At 65.7% G+C, this 18,143-nt stretch carries 18 protein-coding genes; 6 read left to right on the top strand and 12 right to left on the bottom strand.

Features of this window, described 5'->3' with window-relative positions:
- The first annotated feature begins 127 nt into the window (after positions 1–127).
- Together U0042_RS04170 and U0042_RS04165 are read left to right on the top strand one after the other, a co-directional pair.
- The gene (locus U0042_RS04170) at positions 128–994 is read left to right on the top strand and encodes an IclR family transcriptional regulator (protein WP_114809995.1); all 867 of its coding nucleotides are present in this window, start codon (positions 128–130) and stop codon (positions 992–994) included.
- 115 nt (positions 995–1,109) lie between these two features.
- On the top strand, positions 1,110–1,652 hold the full coding sequence (locus U0042_RS04165; protein ID WP_114809994.1) for a hypothetical protein: 543 nt from the start codon (positions 1,110–1,112) through the stop codon (positions 1,650–1,652).
- A 100-nt stretch (positions 1,653–1,752) separates the two neighbouring features.
- On the opposite strand, the gene U0042_RS04160 is transcribed toward U0042_RS04165, so the two are convergent.
- Entirely contained in the window at positions 1,753–4,182 is a 2,430-nt protein-coding gene (locus U0042_RS04160) for a GNAT family N-acetyltransferase (RefSeq protein ID WP_114809993.1), read from the bottom strand.
- Positions 4,183–4,218: 36 nt separating this feature from the next.
- Complete coding sequence (locus U0042_RS04155) at positions 4,219–5,448, bottom strand: MFS transporter (RefSeq protein WP_114809992.1); 1,230 nt, start codon at positions 5,446–5,448, stop codon at positions 4,219–4,221.
- Between the two features lie 179 nt (positions 5,449–5,627).
- Between U0042_RS04155 and U0042_RS04150 the strand changes: the two genes are divergently transcribed.
- On the top strand, positions 5,628–6,149 hold the full coding sequence (locus U0042_RS04150; RefSeq protein WP_157977793.1) for a hypothetical protein: 522 nt from the start codon (positions 5,628–5,630) through the stop codon (positions 6,147–6,149).
- Between the two features lie 87 nt (positions 6,150–6,236).
- On the opposite strand, the gene U0042_RS04145 is transcribed toward U0042_RS04150, so the two are convergent.
- Entirely contained in the window at positions 6,237–7,838 is a 1,602-nt protein-coding gene (locus tag U0042_RS04145) for a peptide chain release factor 3 (protein WP_114810092.1), read from the bottom strand.
- Between the two features lie 337 nt (positions 7,839–8,175).
- Between U0042_RS04145 and U0042_RS04140 the strand changes: the two genes are divergently transcribed.
- Complete coding sequence (locus tag U0042_RS04140; RefSeq protein ID WP_157977792.1) at positions 8,176–8,571, top strand: hypothetical protein; 396 nt, start codon at positions 8,176–8,178, stop codon at positions 8,569–8,571.
- A 132-nt stretch (positions 8,572–8,703) separates the two neighbouring features.
- On the opposite strand, the gene U0042_RS04135 is transcribed toward U0042_RS04140, so the two are convergent.
- From U0042_RS04135 to U0042_RS04125, 3 genes are all read right to left on the bottom strand, one after another.
- Positions 8,704–8,991, bottom strand: a complete 288-nt coding sequence (locus U0042_RS04135) for an H-NS family nucleoid-associated regulatory protein (RefSeq protein ID WP_114810091.1) — start codon at positions 8,989–8,991, stop codon at positions 8,704–8,706.
- Positions 8,992–9,123: 132 nt separating this feature from the next.
- A complete protein-coding gene (locus U0042_RS04130) occupies positions 9,124–10,323 on the bottom strand; it encodes a serine hydrolase domain-containing protein (protein WP_114809990.1) in 1,200 nt (399 codons plus the stop codon).
- Positions 10,324–10,433: 110 nt separating this feature from the next.
- Positions 10,434–10,634 (bottom strand): hypothetical protein, encoded by a 201-nt coding sequence (locus U0042_RS04125; RefSeq protein WP_017774240.1) that lies wholly within the window; start codon positions 10,632–10,634, stop codon positions 10,434–10,436.
- An 817-nt stretch (positions 10,635–11,451) separates the two neighbouring features.
- On the opposite strand from U0042_RS04125, the gene U0042_RS04120 reads away from it, so the two are divergent.
- Positions 11,452–12,288 (top strand): helix-turn-helix transcriptional regulator, encoded by an 837-nt coding sequence (locus tag U0042_RS04120; protein ID WP_157977791.1) that lies wholly within the window; start codon positions 11,452–11,454, stop codon positions 12,286–12,288.
- Positions 12,289–12,337: 49 nt separating this feature from the next.
- Here U0042_RS04120 and U0042_RS04115 read toward each other — a convergent pair whose 3' ends face one another.
- From U0042_RS04115 to U0042_RS04105, 3 genes are all read right to left on the bottom strand, one after another.
- Positions 12,338–12,571 carry a hypothetical protein gene (locus U0042_RS04115; protein ID WP_114809988.1) on the bottom strand — a complete coding sequence of 78 codons (234 nt, stop codon included), beginning with the start codon at positions 12,569–12,571 and terminating at the stop codon, positions 12,338–12,340.
- Positions 12,572–12,712: 141 nt separating this feature from the next.
- Positions 12,713–13,288: a BON domain-containing protein gene (locus tag U0042_RS04110; RefSeq protein ID WP_232833283.1), complete on the bottom strand. Its 576-nt coding sequence runs from the start codon at positions 13,286–13,288 to the stop codon at positions 12,713–12,715.
- A gap of 132 nt (positions 13,289–13,420) precedes the next feature.
- Positions 13,421–14,911: a sigma-54 interaction domain-containing protein gene (locus U0042_RS04105; RefSeq protein ID WP_114809987.1), complete on the bottom strand. Its 1,491-nt coding sequence runs from the start codon at positions 14,909–14,911 to the stop codon at positions 13,421–13,423.
- 386 nt (positions 14,912–15,297) lie between these two features.
- Between U0042_RS04105 and U0042_RS04100 the strand changes: the two genes are divergently transcribed.
- Positions 15,298–16,701 (top strand): GntP family permease, encoded by a 1,404-nt coding sequence (locus U0042_RS04100; RefSeq protein ID WP_114809986.1) that lies wholly within the window; start codon positions 15,298–15,300, stop codon positions 16,699–16,701.
- 36 nt (positions 16,702–16,737) lie between these two features.
- Here U0042_RS04100 and U0042_RS04095 read toward each other — a convergent pair whose 3' ends face one another.
- From U0042_RS04095 to U0042_RS04085, 3 genes are all read right to left on the bottom strand, one after another.
- Positions 16,738–17,088 carry a hypothetical protein gene (locus U0042_RS04095; RefSeq protein WP_419150488.1) on the bottom strand — a complete coding sequence of 117 codons (351 nt, stop codon included), beginning with the start codon at positions 17,086–17,088 and terminating at the stop codon, positions 16,738–16,740.
- Positions 17,085–17,417: a superinfection immunity protein gene (locus U0042_RS04090; protein WP_114809984.1), complete on the bottom strand. Its 333-nt coding sequence runs from the start codon at positions 17,415–17,417 to the stop codon at positions 17,085–17,087. The genes U0042_RS04095 and U0042_RS04090 overlap by 4 nt, the downstream gene beginning before the upstream one ends.
- A 76-nt stretch (positions 17,418–17,493) precedes the next feature.
- Positions 17,494–17,769 carry a hypothetical protein gene (locus U0042_RS04085; RefSeq protein ID WP_114809983.1) on the bottom strand — a complete coding sequence of 92 codons (276 nt, stop codon included), beginning with the start codon at positions 17,767–17,769 and terminating at the stop codon, positions 17,494–17,496.
- Between the last annotated feature and the right edge of the window lie 374 nt (positions 17,770–18,143).

Below are 18,143 nucleotides of genomic sequence, written 5' to 3'. Positions count from 1 at the left end.
ACCTATGGACGTCAAGGTACGCGCACCGCACCATGCGTCCGTGTTTTCCCTGGCGGCGAGGCGGCGCCTCGCCTCTACACTCACGCGCCGGGATAATCCGATGAGCAAGGCAACGGGAACGCGAGCGATGAACAACGGGGACGGAAAGGACAGCGAAGGCGCGGCAGAGCGCGATCACCAGGATCAACGCGACGAGCCGAAAGACGACTCCGACCGCTACCGCGCGCCGGCGCTCGACAAGGGGCTCGACATACTGGAGCTGCTTTCGGACCAGCGCGGCGGCCTCACGCGCGCCGAAATCACAAAGCTGCTGGGCCGTAACGCGAGCGAGATCTATCGCATGCTCGAGCGGCTCGTGGCGCGCCAATACGTGGTGCGGTCCGAAGGCGGCGACCGCTATTCGCTCTCGCTCAAACTCTTTGCGCTCGCGCACCGGCACCCGCCCATGGAGCGGCTGATCGCGTACGCGCAGCCGCTCATGCATCGCTTCGCGAACACGGCCGAGCAGTCGTGCCACCTCGCCGTCTACGATCGCGGCAACCTGCTCGTGATCGCGCAGGTGGACGGTCCCGGCACGTGGGGCATCGCGGTGCGGCTCGGTTCGCGCGTGGGTCTCGTGGACACCGGCTCGGGCCGCACCATGCTCGCGTTTCAGGCGCCGGAGCAGCGTGCGCACATGCTCGCGGAGCACACCAAGGTGAAGGGCGAAGTAGCCATCAACCACGACGCCCTGGAAGACGCCTGCGAGCGCATCCGCGCCGCCGGCTTCCTGCGCAAGGAAAGCCAGCAGATCTTCGGCGTGACGGACGTGACGTTTCCGCTGCTCGGGCCATCGGGCCAGGCCATCGCGGCGCTCACGTGCCCGTTCCTGAAACGCATCGACGAATACGTGGCGCCCTCGCTCGACGACGCCACGAACCTGCTGCGCGAAACAGCCGAAGCGCTTTCGATGTTTCGCGAGGCGGATGGGGCCAACGCGGTGGCGGCGACCTAGCGCAGCGCGCGTCCCACGCTCCGAAGCGCCGTCGAATCCGGTTAGAATGTCGCCCCTCCCGAAACCGCGCCATGCCGGGCAACCTTGCCGGCCAGCGCGCCTCATCTCGTAAGACATGGCGAAACTTCTCACCGACCACGAATTCCAGCGCTTTTCCGAACTCCAGCAGAAGCAGGCCAGCTTCACGATCACGTCCGAAGAGGCGGACGAGCTGCGCGACATCGTTGCCCGCGCGCAGAAGAAGCGCGACGATCGCGCCGCCGCGATGCAGGCCATCGAAACGTACATCCAGCAATTCGAAATCACGCCAGACGAACTCTTTTCGCCCGAGCAGATCGGCGAGGCCGCGCGCACTTACGGCCTGATTCCGGCCGCGAAGAAAGAGCGCGTGCTGCCGCCTTCGCTTACCTTCAACGGCAAGCCGTATCAGTGGGTGCGCGCGTTGCCCGACGAAGTGCGCGAGCCGCTCTTCGAGGCGTTCAAGGCAGGGCAATCGGTGAAGTCGTTCATCGCCACGCCGAAGGACGGCGCACGGTGCGCCGCCACCATCGCGCGTCTCGAGCGCGAAACCGGCGTCGAATACGCCACGGCCTGGCTCGAAGAACTGGCCATCACGCGCGGCCAGGTGAACGAAGCCGCGGCGAAGCTCGCGGCGTAATTCATGGCGCGATGTGTGGCGCGCTTTACGCGGTCATTACGACGCGGTTCGCCACGTAAAACGCTAACGCGCGCCGCAATACACGCGGCCGCGGCCACATTCACGCCGCTGGCTGGGCCGCCTGTTCCGGCTCGTCCAGCGGCAGTCTGAAGGCGACCACGCCGGGGTCGTCGGTGGAGGTCACCGTGAAGCCCACCGCTTTCGCGAGCGCAATCATGCCGGTGTTCTCGCGCAGCGCCTCGCCCACGATCCAATGCGTGCCCCGCGAGCGCACATACGCCACCAGCCTTTCCATCAGCAGCCGTCCCAGCCCCTTGCCCTTCTGGTCCGAACGCACCGCCACCGCGAACTCGGCCGTCTCGTTGTCGGGGTCCGCGACGGCGCGCGCCACGCCGAGCGTGCGTATCGAGCCGTCGGGCTTCGTCTCGGTAGCGATCAACGCCATCTCGCGGTCGTAGTCGATCTGCGTCATGCGGGCAAGCTGCGAGTGATCGAAGCTGCCCACCGCCGAAAAGAACCGCAGCCGCAGATCTTCGGGCGTCATGGACTCCACGAACTCGCGATGCGCGGCCTCGTCTTCGGGACGAATGGGGCGCACGGTGAGGCGTTGGCCGTGCCAGTCGAGGGTCTCTTCCAGCCGCCGCGGATAAGGCACGATGGCGAGCCGGCTGCGCTTGCCCGCCAGCACGATGCGCGGCGTCACGATGACCGTGCGCTCGCGCAGCACCCGCAACATGAGTTGCAGGCCGACGATCTCGCGCACGTCGCACACGGCCTGCGATAGCCGCGTGAGCGCCGCCAGCGTGGGCTCGGGCGGCACGCGCTTCGCATACGGCGTGCGGGACACGATGTCGCGCGCCAGCACCGGGTTCAGCGGCGGCAGGCCATACACGCAGAGCGGCGGCGAGACGCCGTCGATGGAAGGCGTGTCGAAGCGGAAGATGGGACCGAAGTTGTCGTCGTCGTGCAGGGCGACGGCCACGTCCACGATCGGTTTAGCGGCGCGCGACGTCGTGGCGTCGCGCGCACTCTCTTGCGCTGCTTCGGGCTCGGCCGGTTCAACGTCGAGACCGAAGCAGCGCAGCAACGATGCCGCGGCTTCGCCCGTCAGCTCCGTCGTGCCCGCCGCCAGCGCGGCCCGCGCTTCGCGCAGCGCGGCATCCACTGCGCCGGGGTGGTGAATGGGCAAGCTCTCCGGCGTCTGCATCAGGAGCTCGCGGCCCAGCCGGTAATCCACGAGACGGGCAAACGCGCGCGCCAGCCGCGCCGGCGTGCTGTGCACCGGAATGCCATGCGCGTGCAGCGCGTTGCGCGTGGCGGCATCCACGCCGCCGAAGAAGCACGCGAGCAGGCCGCGGTAGGCGTGCCGCTGGTTCTCGATCAACGCCTGCGCCACCTGCGATGCCGGCGCGCTGTGCGTGGACGCATGCACGACGAACGCCGTGCCCGTCTCGCGATGCACGGCCAGCGCCTTGAGCGCCGCGCCGAAATGCTCGGGGCGCGCGTCGTTGCCGAGCACGAGCGGGTTGCCCGCATTCGCGTGCGGGACAGCGTCCGTCACCGCGGCGCACGCCGCCTCGGGCCAGTGCGCGAGCGTGCCGCCCGCGGCGGCGAAGGCGTCGCAGGCAAGGGTGGCCACGCCGCTGTCGCTCGCGATCAGCGTGGCCGTATCGCTCGCCGCCACGCGGCCCACGCCCAGCGTTTCGATTTCGTCGAGCAGGTCGTCGAGCGCATCGACGCGCACCATACCGGCACGACGGAACGCGGAGGTGTACATCGCGTCGGCGGGATCGGTGCGGCCCGTGCGCAAGGCAAGCACAGGTTTGTTGCGCGCCGCGGCGCGCGCTGCCGACATGAACTTGCGCGCGGCGTGCACCGTGCCCAGTTCCAGCAGGATGGCGCGCGTGCCGGGGTCGCTTGCGAGGTAGTCGAGTACGTCGCCGGCGTCGACATCCGCTTCGCCGCCCAGCGCAATGGCGTGCGAGAAGCCGAGGTCGCGCGCACGCGCCCAGCCCAGCACGCCGTTGGTGAGCGCATTCGATTGCGAGACCCACGCCACGCCGCCGGCCTTCACCTGGCACGACGGCGCGCCCATGTGGGCGCCCAGCGCGGGCGACACGACGCCAAGACTGCCCGGCCCGACGATGCGCAAGAGGTGCGGACGCGCCGCGGCCAACGTGTGGCGCACGTGTACGCGGTCGTCGTCGGTGGTCGCTTCGCCTACGATGATCGCGGCGCGCGTGCCCATGCCGCCCAGCCGGTGCACGATGCCGGGCCACGTGGCGGGACGCGTGCAGATGACGGCCACTGTGGGCGCCTCCGGCAGGTCGCCGGCATCGGCAAACGCGGTATGGCCGCCCAGGCTGCCGCTGTCCGTATATTTAGGATTGACGGGCCAGAGCGGCCCCGTGAAGCCGCCCTCCGACACGCGCGCCCACACCATCGCGCCCACGCTGCCGGGCCGCAACGAAGCGCCGATCACGGCAATGGACTTCGGCCGGAATACGGCATCGAGATTGCGTACAGTCACGGCCTCTCCTTGTCGCTGGCTCCACACGATGCCCGATCATGAGCCATCCGCCCTGTGGCGTACATACCCTTTCGCGGCCAGGGCGGCGAGCGTCAACAACGCGAATGCAGCGCCGGCATAAAAGGTGGCCTGAGGCCCGAGGCGATCCCATAGTTGGCCCGCCACGACGCTCGCGATCAGCAGCGCGACGCCGCTCATCAGATTGAAGAAGCCGAACGCGGTGCCCTTCAGGTCGGCAGGCGCGGTCTGCGCGACCATGGTGGCGAGCAGCCCCTGCGTCATCGCCATATGCAGGCCCCACAGCAGCACGCCGAACAGCACCACGGGCCACTGCGCGCCGTGCGCGAGCACGATGTCCGCGGCGATCAGGACGAGCAGGCCCCGGGCGAGCAGCTTCGTGTGGCTCGCGGAATCGGCGAGCTTGCCGAACGGATAGGCCGCGAGCGCGTAGACGATGTTCATGGCCACCAGCACGAGCGGCACGAACGCGACCGGCACGCCGCTCTTCATCGCGCGCAGCACGAGGAAGGCTTCCGAAAAGCGTGCTAGCGCGAACGCGGCGCCGATGAACACGACCCACCAATACGCACCGCCCAGTTTGGCGAGGCTACTGCGCGCGAACGGATTCACGCGCGGGGCACGTTGCGTCGCGGCCGGCTCGCGTATGCCGGCGGCGAGCAGCGCCACCGACGCCAGCGCCGGAATGCCGGCCAGCCAGAACGCGAGCCGGAAGTTGTCCGAAGATAACTCCATGACCACGACGGCAAGCAGCGGACCGATGAACGCGCCTACGGTATCCAGCGCCTGCCGCAGTCCGTAAGCGGCGCCGCGCAGATGCGGCGGCGTGATGTCGGCGACGAGCGCGTCGCGCGGGGCGCCGCGAATGCCCTTGCCGGTTCGATCGGCGATACGCGCCGCGAGCACCACGCCGGAGGTGGGCGCCAGCGCGAAGAGCGGCTTGCTGAGGGCGCTCAGTCCGTAACCCGCCACCGCGAGCCACTTGCGGTGCCCGAGGTAATCGCTCAGAAGGCCCGACAGCGTCTTGACGAGCGGCGTGAGCGCTTCGGCAATGCCGTCGATCACGCCGACGATAGTGGCACTCGCGCCCAGGCTGCCGACGAGGAACATCGGCAGCAGGCTGTGCACGAGCTCGGACGACGCATCCATGAAAAGGCTCACGAAGCCGAGCGTCCAGATGGCGCGCGGAACGTGGCGCTGCAAGGGTGAAGACTGCGCAGGCTCGGTGGCGGGCGGCGGCTGGGTCATCGGAAGGCGGACCTCGTTTGGCGCGAAGGGGAACGTGCAGTATCGCATTCCGATGCTGCGGTTCTAGCGCCCGCGGTTCGCACTGCGACGGAGTCGCGCAGCGACTCAACTTTGTGCTGAAAGAGGCCGTTACCCCGGCTATCTGTCCTCGATGGACGCGCTCACGCGGGGTGCCGCTCATGAAGGTTCGTACGTTCGTACTTATGCTGGCGCTGACGACCGGTTTGGCCAGTGTGCCGTCCGCCTTTGCGCAGACTCAGTCGCAAGCAGCAGCCGTAGTTGCCGCCGACGCCGACAGCCAGGCGCTATTCGGCGCAACGCGGCTTGCGGCCACGCAGGAAAGCGCGAGAAGCGCTACGTGGACGACAGGGACCACCGGGACCACGTCGAGCGGAACAACGATTGCCGCCTTGGGCACCGATGCGTTGAGTCGCGTGAGCGGCAACGTCGGCGTCAACGTGGCGGCGGGTGCGCTCAATGTGCAGGCGAATCAGATCGCGCTGGTGTCGGGCCCGCAGGTCGACGTGGATACGAAACAGCAGACGGAAGCCGCAGTGCGGCTCGAACTGGCGGCGTCGAAATCCGCGGCGCTGGCGGCTTCGCTGGGCGCGGGCGCGCTGGCGGGCGCGAGCGGCAACATCGGTGTGAACCTGGCCGCGGGCGTGGGGAACGTGCAGGTGAATCTGCTGGCGGTGCGCTGATACGCGCGGCAGCCGTTTGTCATTGGAGGTGGTTGCAGATGTTGCGGGCAGCGCGGCCCGCTGCCCGCAACGTCCACGCGCTCGCGCTTACATCGCCTTCCTGAACGGCGCGCCCGAATGCTCACGCAGTTCGTTGAACACGATCTTCGGCCACGCCTTCTGCGCGACCTCGATCTCCGACACGTGCGACGCCAGATACGTGGGCGCATTCGATGCATCGAACGCCATACGCGCAGCGTAGGCGTCCGTGAAGCGGCGCAGCTCGCCGGCGTCCTCGCACGTCACCCAGCGCGACATGCGGTAACGCGCCGGCATGATCCGCACGTCGACCTTGTACTCGGCCGAGAGCCGGTGCGACACCACCTCGAACTGCAGTTGCCCCACGGCGCCAAGGATCATCGACCCGCCGTGCAGCGGCCGGAACACCTGGATCGCACCTTCTTCGCCCAGCTGCTTGAGCGCTTCGCCAAGCTGCTTCGCGCGCATCGGGTCCACCACTTCGATGGTCTGGAAAATCTCGGGCGCAAAGAACGGCAGACCGACGAATTGCAGGTCTTCGCCTTCGGTCAGCGTGTCGCCGAGACTCAACGTGCCATGGTTCGGAATGCCGATGATGTCGCCCGGATACGCCTCCGCCACCGTCTCGCGCCGCTGCGAGAGAAAGCTCACCACGTTGTTGGCGCGGAAGGTCTTGCCCGAACGCGTCACCTTGAGCGCCATGCCGCGCTCGAAGCGGCCCGAACACACGCGGATGAACGCCACGCGGTCGCGGTGCGCCAAATCCATATTGGCCTGCACCTTGAATACGACGCCGGTGAACTTCGGCTCGCTGGGCTCCACGGCGCGCTGCACCGTCATGCGGGCGGAAGGCGGCGGCGCGAGGTCGACCAGCGCGTCCAGCACTTCCTTCACGCCGAAGTTGTTGATGGCGGAGCCGAACAGCACGGGAGACTGCTGGCCGGCAAGGAACGCTTCGCGATCGAACGCGGGCGTGGCGCCCGAGATCAGATCGATCTCTTCCTTCGCGCGGTTCCATGCAAAGCCGAAGCGGCGCTCGCCTTCCTCGTTGCTGATGGCCTGCAGCGTTTCCACCGCGCCGCCCGCCGTGTCCTGGCCGGCGCGGAAGAGCCGCACCTGGTCGCGCTGGATGTCGTAGACGCCCTGGAATTCCTTGCCCATACCGATGGGCCAGGTGAACGGCACGGCCGCCACGCCCAGGTGCTGTTCGATTTCGTCGAGCAATTCGAGCGGCTCGCGCACTTCGCGGTCCAGCTTGTTGATGAACGTAACGATAGGCGTGCGGCGGCTGCGACAGACTTCGAGCAGCTTGAGCGTTTGCGCTTCCACGCCGTTGGCGCCGTCGATCACCATGACCGCCGCGTCCACCGCCGTCAGCACGCGGTACGTGTCTTCGGAAAAGTCTTCGTGGCCCGGGGTGTCGAGCAGGTTGATCACCGCGTCGCCGTACTCGAACTGCATCACCGAGCTCGCCACCGAAATGCCCCGCTGCTTTTCGATTTCCATCCAGTCGGACGTCGCGTAGCGGTTGCTCTTGCGGCCCTTCACGGTGCCCGCGATCTGAATGGCTCCCGAGAACAACAGCAGCTTTTCTGTCAGCGTGGTTTTACCCGCGTCCGGGTGCGAAATGACCGCGAACGTGCGGCGACGTTTGAGTTCGGAGAGTGACATCGGCAAAGGGAGCGACGGCGGCGCGCTCGCGTCCGGTGCGCGGGCGGCCTTGGGCATCACGGGTTCTGGCGCAGGCTTCGCGAGCCTCGCGGCATATGAGGCGGCGGCATGACCGGACGATGCCGCCAGCGGCGAAAATTCGCCGGAAAGGCGCGATGATACACGTCATTGGCCGCCGGTTCTGCAAAAACCGTAGGCGCCTCAAGCCACGGCTCCACAGGGCTGCAAACGGTATTTTGGGGAGCGAAGGCAGGGCCGCTCAGGGAACGTGGCAAGGGCATGAGCAGTTAGCCGCGCATCGCCGCCTTGATCGATTTTCGGGACGATCGTTCTTATCGTGCGGCATCCACATGTCCGTATTCCGATCACTCCGCTTGCGGATATCAAGCTGCTTTTCGGTATGGGCTCCCATAGCCGCATTCGCGGTTCAGAAGAACGTGCTGTTCGCCATGAGCGTCGATGGATCGGCGCGTCCCATGCGGAAACGCCACACGAAATTCAGACTGAAAAACGCGCCAAAGCCGATATGAACCGCATGAGCCATGCGGCGATAAGGCAATGCAATATCGCGAAAGAAATTCGAGAGGTGAGAGCTTGCGGGAAGCCGCAGCGGAATTCGAAGCGCGTAACGGAAATAGACCTGTCAGGCCTATGTACGCCATTTGATGCTGAATCGACCAATACGTCGGTCAATTCGTCCGAAATGAAAAGAGAGGAATGGGAAAATGAGTAAAAGAGGCGGGTAATACGGCGAAAGACGGCCCGCCGCATTCGCCCTGGCGAGCGGCGGACCTCCAATTCTGCTGACAAAAACAAGACGGATCCGCCCGGACGGAATTCACGCAAGTGGACCCGTTCGGAATGGCTATTCGATGAGGAAACGATCGCGATTCTTGCCGGCCAGCCAGGCGGGGGCACGGCCACGGCCGCTCCAGGTCTCGCCGGTCTTGGGGTTGCGGTACTTGGCGGGCAAAGGGCGCTTGCGTGCCACTGAACGCTTGCCCGAAAAGCCAAGTTCTTCGGCGGTTATGCCATATTCCGCAATCTTTTCCTTGATTTCGGCGATGGCTTGCGCGAGTTCCTTTTCGCGTGCAGCGGCAACTTCCTTATGGAGCTTTTCGAGTTGGGCAGTCAGTTGCTTATAGCTTGGCATGAGCATTTATCTCCGGTCTGCAAGGTAAGTGCCGCGATGCGTCGCACAAATGTACGCCATAAAGCGGCATGGACCGGATCGTAAACGATTAAGCGCCGTGAAGCCACCAATCGGCATGCGGTGGAACGCGCGTCAATCGTCGATTGCGTCGTAAAGGCGGCGTTCGAAGTCTGCTGCCATGGGAAACGGCTCGATCGTGCGCAGCTGGATCAGCATCACGCCGATCATGTTTTCCACGGGATCGGCGAACCAGCTTGTGCCATAAGCGCCAGGCCAGCCGAAAGAACCCGCGGAGCGATAACCGAGCGGCAATTGCTGGGCAGGATCGTCCACGACGGCGAGGCCGAGGCCAAACCCCTGCCCGGCCCAATGCACATGCCCGAATGCGGGAATACGGCGCTGGTCGCGCGTGAGGAAGTTCGAGCGCATCAGGTCCACGGAGCGATGCGAGAGCAGCCGAACGTCGTCCACGCGGCCGCGGCCCAGCAGCATGCGCGCGAACATCAGATAGTCCTGCGCCGTGGAAACGAGCCCACCGCCGCCGCTCTGAAAGCGCGCAGGGTTGACCCAGCGGCTGCGCAACGGATGGTCTTCCACCACGCGCCGCATCGTGCCCGGCGCGACGCCGTACGCCGTGGCAAGGCGCGGCAGCTGCGTCTCGTGCACCCAGAAGGACGTATCGCGCATGCCGAGCGGCACGAAGATGCGCTCGCGCAGGAACGCGTCCAGCGTCGTGCCGCATACGCGTTCGATCAGTACGCCGAGAATGTCGGTGGCGATGCTGTAGTTCCAGCGCGTGCCGGGATGAAAGATCAGCGGCAGCCGCGCCGCCTCGGCGAGCCATGCATCCGCATTCGCGAAGGCATCGCGGCGATCGAAGAGCGTCTTATAGGCCTCGGAAAGCGGCCCCATCGACGTGAAGTGATAAGCGTAGCCTGCGCGGTGCGTGAGCAGATCCAGCACGGTAACCGGCGTGCGCGCGGGTTCGGTGTTGTCGAGCGGGCCGGCGGGATCGCGCAACACCTGCGGCGATGCGAGTTCGGGCAGCCACCGCGCCACCGGCTCGTCCAGCGCCAGCCGGTCTTCTTCCGCAAGCATCATCACGGCCGCGCTCGCGACCGGCTTCGTCATCGACGCGATACGAAACAGCGTGCTGTGCTCCATAGGCGCCTGCGACGCTTCATCGCGCCAGCCGCGCGCATCGAACCACGCGGTTTCGCCATGTCGCCACGCGAGCGTGACGACACCGGCCACGTCGCCCCGATCGACATAGCCCTGCATCACCGCGCCCAGTTTTTCCAGTCGCGCAGCCGAAAATCCTGCCCGTCTCATCGAGGCCCCCTGAGTGTTCCAGTCGGCCGGCCCTGGCCGGCATGTTCTTTCAGTATGGCTGCGATGCTGATCGGCCGCGCATGGGGTGCGGTGCGCGGCCGCATGCCGGCTTATTTGGTTCGCGCCTCCAGCGCCTGAAGCGCCTCGTTCAGCCGCCGGATACGGCTGGCTTGCGACGGCACGAGATCGGCCGACTGCACCCGCGCGAGACGATTGCGCCAGTAAGACAGCGGAATGCGATCTTCCGCCGAGATTCTTGCGATGACTTGCTCCAGATGCTCAATGTCTTTTTCGAGTTGATGGTGATTCATTGCTTTCCCCGGAATTGCAATCAAGACCGCTGCACACACGCTCACGTGCGTCCGTGAGGTTTCGGCCGTGCCCTCATAGCGGAAAACTGTGCCGTTTAGTCCTTAGCCGCAACTGCGATGCGGAAAAACCTGCCCTCTCTGTGTTTGCCGGCGCACGTGTGATCCACTATAAAACGCGCGCCCCCGCGACAAACGTTGGCCTCCGCACCGAAATTCTCTTTTTCTCCGCCAAACTGGACGTGAAATGTGCGGAAAGGAGCGGAGAGATTAACGGGCGGTAATTTGCCTGTATATTCCTCATTTGGGGAAAATATGAGCAGCACGGAATGCACGTGTTCGCCGGACCGCCTTCAACATCGGGGGAACCGTGGAGCCAAGCGAGGATGAATATGACCGCCTGCTGCACCGGATATACGACACCGTAGGCGATCCACAGGCGTGGCAGGTCTTTTACGCGCAGCTTGCTGCGCTCATCGATGCGACCAGTATCCATGTGCTCGCGTTCGACAAACGCCATCAGGCGCTGTCATTCAGCGACGGATTTAACCTGTCGCCCGTGGGTGAACTGTTATATATCCAGCGATATCACAGAATCGATCCGCGGCTCGAACTGTTCTGGTCGTATCCGGCCGGAAAATGGTTCCATTGTCATCAGCATTTTGACGATGTATTTGTGCAGCAAAACCGGTTCTTTCAGGAATTCGTGATTCCCGTGGGGCGGCGCTATGTCTCCGCCTGCAAAATATTGGAAAACGAAACGGTAACTGTCATTTTTGCGTGTCTTCGCACAGCCGCACAGGGACCCTTTCCTGCCGCAATGACGGCATTTCTGGAACGGCTCACGCCGCATCTGGAACGGGCAGCGCAATTACAGGCGCAACGCTACGTGTTTTCGACGGACGCGCTCGTCGGCCACGCCTTCGTCAATCGATCGAGGCAGCCGGTCATCCTGACTTCCACGGAAGGCGAACTTCTGCGCCACAACGAACCGGCGCAACACCTGCTGCAAAGTACGTCGCTCGTTCGCATTGCCGGCCGGCGCATCGTGCTGCCCGAGCCGTTTTACAGCCGCTTTCTGGAAGATTGCGCGGAAACCGAACGGCGCGTGCGCAGCGGCGCGCCAGGTGCGTACGAGGACGCCGCCCACTATCGCGTCATGCGCATTCCCGGCGAAGCGGCGCTGCCGGCAAGGCGCCAGGGCCACAGCGGCATGGCCAGCGCGGGCGGCACGGAAGCCGCGAACGGCGGCTCGTCCACTGCGGAGCCGGGCGCCGGCAGCACCGACATGCTCTACGTCTTCTACAACCTGATCGTGCCCGGCGAGGTCTCGGCCACCTTCGGGCTGCGCACCATCGCCATGCTGATCTTCTATCATCCGCGCTCGGCGCCGCCCGTCGACGAAGATCTGCTCGCCGCCGCTTTCGATCTCACGCCGGCCGAAAGCCGCATCGCACACCTGCTCGCCGACGGCCTGACGCCCAAAGACATCGCCGCGCGCGTGGGCGTACAGCCCGACACGGTGCGCAAGCAGATGCAGTCCATCTACCAGAAGACCGGCACGAACCGCCAACCGGATCTCGTCCGGCTGCTGCTCCATCTGCCGGGCGGAAGCGCGGTGGGTTACGTACAGGCCGCGCGCGACTGGAAGTTATGAGCCGACGCCATGAAGCAAGGCGTTGAACAGAAACGTCGAAGCGGAGGCGCTATTTCGCCTGGCAGGCGAATACGAGCGTGCGCGTGTCGCCTTCGACGGAACGGCCCAGCGAATCGAACGCGCCGCCGCAGCGGGCGCGAGCCTGCTGCTCGCACGAGTCCCAACTGCCCGTGCCTGAGCAGTCCACCTGCGTGGTAGGTCGGCCGTCGGAGAGGAAGAGCGGCGGGCCGCTGCTGCAGCCCGCCAGCAGGGCAAGCGTGCTCAGCGCCGCGGCAGTTGCCAATACGCCAACCCTTGCAGTGGGCTTTCTGTCGATCCAGCGTGTGCAAAAGGAACGGTTGCGTGCCATATGGGGGACCCCGGGCTCATCGTTGTTATTCGACGCAGATTTTGCCACGTTGTGCCCCTCGCGCACTGCACCGCATCATTCAGGCGCCGCGAGCGTCTTGTACGGCAGAGGCCCGTGAGGGGTGTCGGTCACACGCATGAAGACCTGCTCGACGTCCGGTATGGCTTCCAGTTCGCGCTGTAGCGCCTGCCGGTCGAACGATGCCGGAGCACAACCCTCCGCATACACGAAGCGGCGCTGCACGGTGATCCAGATGCTCGTGCCCGCCAGTGAACGCGCCGCGGCGCCCTTGAAGTAAGCGCGAATCGCGCCGGCAATGGGCGCGTCGTACAAATAGGAGTTGGGCTTGGTGCACTTGTGGGCAAGCCAGCACGTGGTGCCGCGTTCGACGCGATAGTGGGCGTCGTCTTCGGCCTCGGCGCGGGTCATGAGCGGACCGAGCGGCAACGGACAATCGTGCACGTCCTGGGAAAGTGGGAAGAACGGATCGTTGTACCAGTTCTTGCGCTCGGTCGCGGCCTGTGCCGACGAGGCGGAAAGGTCCGATGCAGCCGTGGCTGCCGACGCCTGAGCCGCAGCCGACGATGCCGCCGCCCCAAACACGCTCGCAACCAGCGCCGCAGCAACGGCTTTCGCGATGGCACCGGCCACCGTGCGCGAACGTCGATACCGCACAGCAGACCACGCGCCGAACCGCGCAACCGCAGTCGCCTCCCCATTCCGTTGCCACGCCGCTGCCTGCCTCATCGTTGTCTCCCGATGGCGGCACGGAAACGCCGCCGGTCACACTTCGATGCCGTATGCCGCAATCTTCTTGTAAAGCGTCGCGCGTCCCATGCCGATGCGCGCGGCCGCGTCCGCGACGTGTCCATCGCAGGCCTTGAGCGCCTCGCCCAGAAAACGCTTCTCGAAGGCCGCCATCGCGTCGGCCCACGATTGCTGGGCGGGCGCGCCAGTTGTGGCCGTCGCTGTAGCCGCATCGACACCGCCCTCCGTCACATTAACCGCAGCGACGGGCGCGCCGCTCGAACCATGCGAAGCGCCGGCCACGGCGATGAACGGCGCCAGCGCGCGTGCGTCGATGCGCTCGCTGTCCGAGAGCATCACCGCGCGCTCCAGCGTGTTGCGCAACTCGCGCACGTTGCCGGGCCATGCGTGCGAGCACAACAACCGCAACGCGTCCTCCTGCAGTTCGAAGTGACCGCCGCGCGCCGCCGTGGAAAGGTCTTCCAGAATCGCGTAAGCGAGCGACTCGATGTCCGACAGCCGTTCGCGCAGCGGCGGTGCGTGGATGGTCAGCACATTGAGGCGATAGAAGAGATCGGCGCGAAAGCGGCCCGCGGCGACGAGCGTGGGCAAGTCGGCCGAAGTGGCGGCGATGATCCGCACGTCGGCGCGCACGATGCGATTCGAGCCGAGCGGTTCGAACTCGCGATCCTGCAACACGCGCAGCAGCTTGCCTTGCAGCGCCAAGGGCATGTCGCCGATCTCGTCGAGAAACAGCGTGCCGCCGTCCGCAAGCTCGAATTTGCCGACGCGACCCTTGCGGTCCGCGCCGGTGTACGCGCCCGGCGCCGCGCCGAAGAACTCGACTTCGAGCAGCGTGTCGGGAATGGCGGCCACGTTCACCGTCACGAGCGGCTTGTCCGCACGCGACGACGCGCCGTGGATGGCATGCGCGAGCAGTTCCTTGCCCGTGCCGGTCTCGCCCAGCAACAAGACCGGCGAGTCGACCTGCGCCGCGCGCCTCGCCTGGCGCTTCACCTCGAGGCTCGCCGGGCTCGTGCCCACGAAGCTCGCGAACGTGTACTTGGCGCGGCGCGCCTGAGCGAGCGACTGACGCGTCGCGATCAGCTCCTGCTGAACTCTCGAATAGTGGGAGAAGAGCGGTGTGAGCGCCTTCAGTTCGTCGAAGAGCGCAAAGCCCACGGCGCCGATGGTCGTGCCCGCATCGTCCTTGAGCGGCAGACGCGTGACGACGAGCGGTTCGCGGTCGGTCTCGAGGATATCGAGCAAGATCGGCTTGCCCGTGGTCACGACGTCGCGCATCAGGCTGTTCGGAATCACGGTCTCGCAGTCGAGCCCGATGGCCTGCTGCGGGTCCGCAAAACCGAAACGCGCGGCGTAGCGCTTGTTGATCCATACGACGCGCGCGTCGGCATCCACAATGAACGTGCCTTCGCTGAAGTTTTCGAAGGTGCGAAAGAGCGAATCCATGGCGCGGCGCAGTACATCGCCATAGGTGGCGGGCAGGCCGGCCCAGTCGTTCATCATGCTGTCAGCGTCTCCTGGCATGCTGGATGTCTCGTTGTCTCCAGTTCGAGAAAACTGTATCCCGCCATGGAGACAAGCGGCAAGCCCGTAAATACACGGATATCGGCGTGGCAAGCGGTCCACGTATGCTGCGCGGCGTCTCCATGTCGAGACAGTTTCTACGATCGTGGCGTCTACGTCGGCGTCGCACACGACACGCAGCCTGTCAGGCCAGAGACCGCAGAGGTCCGCCAGGCAAGCCGATGCGCCGCAAAGCGGCATCGAGCGAATCGTTCGCAGCCCCACGGGCACGGAACCTGCATACAGCGGCGCGCTTCATCGCGCCGCAACCTGCCCCACCGCACCCGCGAAGCCGGCGCGTACACGTAAAACAAACAGGAGACTCAATGTCCTTTGTCATCGTCCTTGCCGCCCTGGCGTTTCTGATGTTCGCCGCCTACCGCGGCTACAGCGTGATTCTCTTCGCGCCCGTCGCCGCCTTGGGCGCCGTGCTGCTCACCGACCCCGCCGCCGTGGCGCCCGTCTTCTCCGGCATCTTCATGGAAAAAATGGTGGGCTTCGTGAAGCTGTATTTCCCCGTGTTTCTGCTCGGCGCCGTGTTCGGCAAGGTGATCGAACTCTCGGGTTTCTCGGAGTCGATCGTGGCGGCCGCCATCCGGTACATCGGCCGGTCGCGCGCGAATGCCGTGATCGTGGCGGTGTGCGCGTTGCTGACCTATGGCGGCGTGTCGCTCTTCGTCGTGGTCTTCGCGGTGTACCCGTTCGCCGCCGAACTCTACCGTCAGAGCAACATTCCCAAGCGCTTGATGCCGGGCGCTATCGCGCTGGGCGCGTTCTCGTTCACCATGGACTCGCTGCCGGGCACGCCGCAGATCCAGAACATCATCCCCACCACGTTCTTCAAGACGACCGCCTGGGCTGCGCCCGCGCTCGGCGTGATCGGCTCGTTGTTCATCATCGTGGTGGGCCTCACCTATCTGGACTGGCGGCGCCGCAGCGCGATGGCGAAGGGCGAGGGCTATGGCACGGCGCTCGTGAACGAACCGGAGCGCGTGGAGACGGCGAGCCTGCCGCATCCGCTGCTGGCCGTCGCACCGCTCGTGCTGGTGGGCGTGGCGAACTTCGCGCTCACGCGCCTGATTCCGCAGTGGTACGGCGCGGCTACCTACTCCGTAGCACCGCAGGTATTGCCTGGCGTGCATGCGCCGGTCACCGCGACCATCAAGCAGGTCGTGGCCATCTGGTCCGTTGAAGGCGCGCTGCTGCTGGGCATCCTGCTGGTCGTGCTGACGGCGTTCAACCGCGTGCGCGACCGCTTCGCGACGGGCACGAAGGCCGCTGTGGCGGGGGCGTTGCTCGCATCGATGAACACGGCGTCCGAATACGGCTTCGGCGGCGTGATCGCCGCGCTGCCTGGCTTCCTCGTGGTGGGCGACGCGTTGAAGAGCATTCCGAATCCGCTCGTGAACGCAGCGGTTTCGGTGAGCTCGCTGGCCGGCATTACGGGATCCGCGTCGGGCGGCATGAGCATCGCGCTGGCGGCGATGTCCGACACGTTCATCAAGGGCGCCGAGGCCGCGCACATTCCGCTCGACGTTCTGCACCGTGTCGTGGCGATGGCAAGCGGCGGCATGGACACGCTGCCGCACAACGGCGCCGTCATCACGCTGCTCGCGGTGACGGGGCTCACGCACCGCGAGTCGTACCGCGACATCTTTGCGGTCACCGTCATCAAGACGCTCGCGGTGTTCTTCGTGATCGCCGTGTATTACGCGACCGGCCTGGTTTGAGCCCTCGCTTAAGCCCTCATTTAAGGCCGCGCCCGCTCAGAACCTCGGATGGCACTCGAACCGCAGCACCGCACCGTGCTGCTGGAGCGCTTCGATGCCGTCCGTTCGTTCGTAGGCCACGCTCGTCTGCATGCCGCGGCTTTCGCAGTAGTCGTTAGCCTCGCTCACAGCGCGTTCATGCGCGCGAGCCCACGCAAGCCGGCCGCCCGTGGCCGAGGCCGACACGGTGTAGGTGCCCGGCTTGTCGGTCGCACTCACGTCGGTTGCCGACGCGCAGCCGGCCAGTACCGCGCTCGCGGCCATCAATGAAACGACCAGCGGTCCCAGCGATCGCGCAAAGCGACGCACGGGACCCGCATGGCCGGTAGAACGAAGCGCCGCCATCATGCACACGGCCCCGTCGCTACGCGCCGCCTCGTGAGGTCGCGGCATTCCAGCGCCGCGCGCAGCTTCACGTGATCGACGATCTTCTGGCTCGTCACACGGCCCACCGCACTGCGAATCCGTTTCGCCGTGCGTAGCAGCGGCTGCGTGTCGTCCGCGCGGTGCGCCCACGCACGGGCCGCGAACCAGCCCACGATCGTCCAGCCCAGCAGGATATTCACCATCGTGATGGCGAACGCGTCGGCGTGTTCGCGCGCGTCCGCTTCGATGGAGGGAATCAGGTACAGGCTCAGCGCGGCGATCACCGCGGCGCCTTCCAGAATTTGCAGCATTGCGCCACCTCGTTATCGAACGTCGGATCTCGACGGCGCGGACCGCACACGCGGCCCGCGCCCGTTGCATCAGCGATCAATGGCCCTTGTACACGTCGCTCGCAATCGAGGCCACGTGGCGCGCACCGGATTGCGACGCGCCGTCCGCCACACCGCCGAACGCTTCGGTGGCCGCGCCGGCCTGGGCGTTCTGCTCGGACGCCACCGTCTGCGAGCTTTGTCCGCGTTGCGAAGCGGGCGCGCCGTCGGCGGGACGATAGAACGGAGCCGGGCCGTACCCGCTCGCGAACGCAGGAGCCGCAACAGCGGCGGAAACAGCGACGAGTACAGCGGCGATGAGCTTGGTCTTCATGACAACCTCCAAAAGTAATTTCGATTCGGGACACTGCGCCGTTCAGCAACTCGCTTCAGGCAGCAGCGACGTTGGAGGGGAGTTTAGAGCAGCTCTATCGAAAAACTATGCCGATAGATTGAAATCACAATTGCGGCCGCATGAACAATCGTGGCCGGCGAGGATGCCGGCGCAGGACCCCGCGCCCCTTGGGCGTTTACACCGAGTGCAGAAAGCGCCGCGGCGGCCGTAAACGAAGTAAGCAGCCGTCCGCCCGGGCGGCAGAGACCTGCGCGAACCGGTCCTTAGGGCGACGAACGGTTTCAACCAGGAAAGGCAACTCCACACGAGGCCACAAAAAGGGGGCCACGCAAACGGCCACCAGCAGGGCCACA

This window comes from Paraburkholderia kururiensis, from assembly GCF_034424375.1.
Taxonomy (GTDB): domain Bacteria; phylum Pseudomonadota; class Gammaproteobacteria; order Burkholderiales; family Burkholderiaceae; genus Paraburkholderia; species Paraburkholderia kururiensis_A.
Note: the sequence above shows the minus strand (reverse complement) of the source record. Positions and strands in the feature narration are given on the sequence as shown.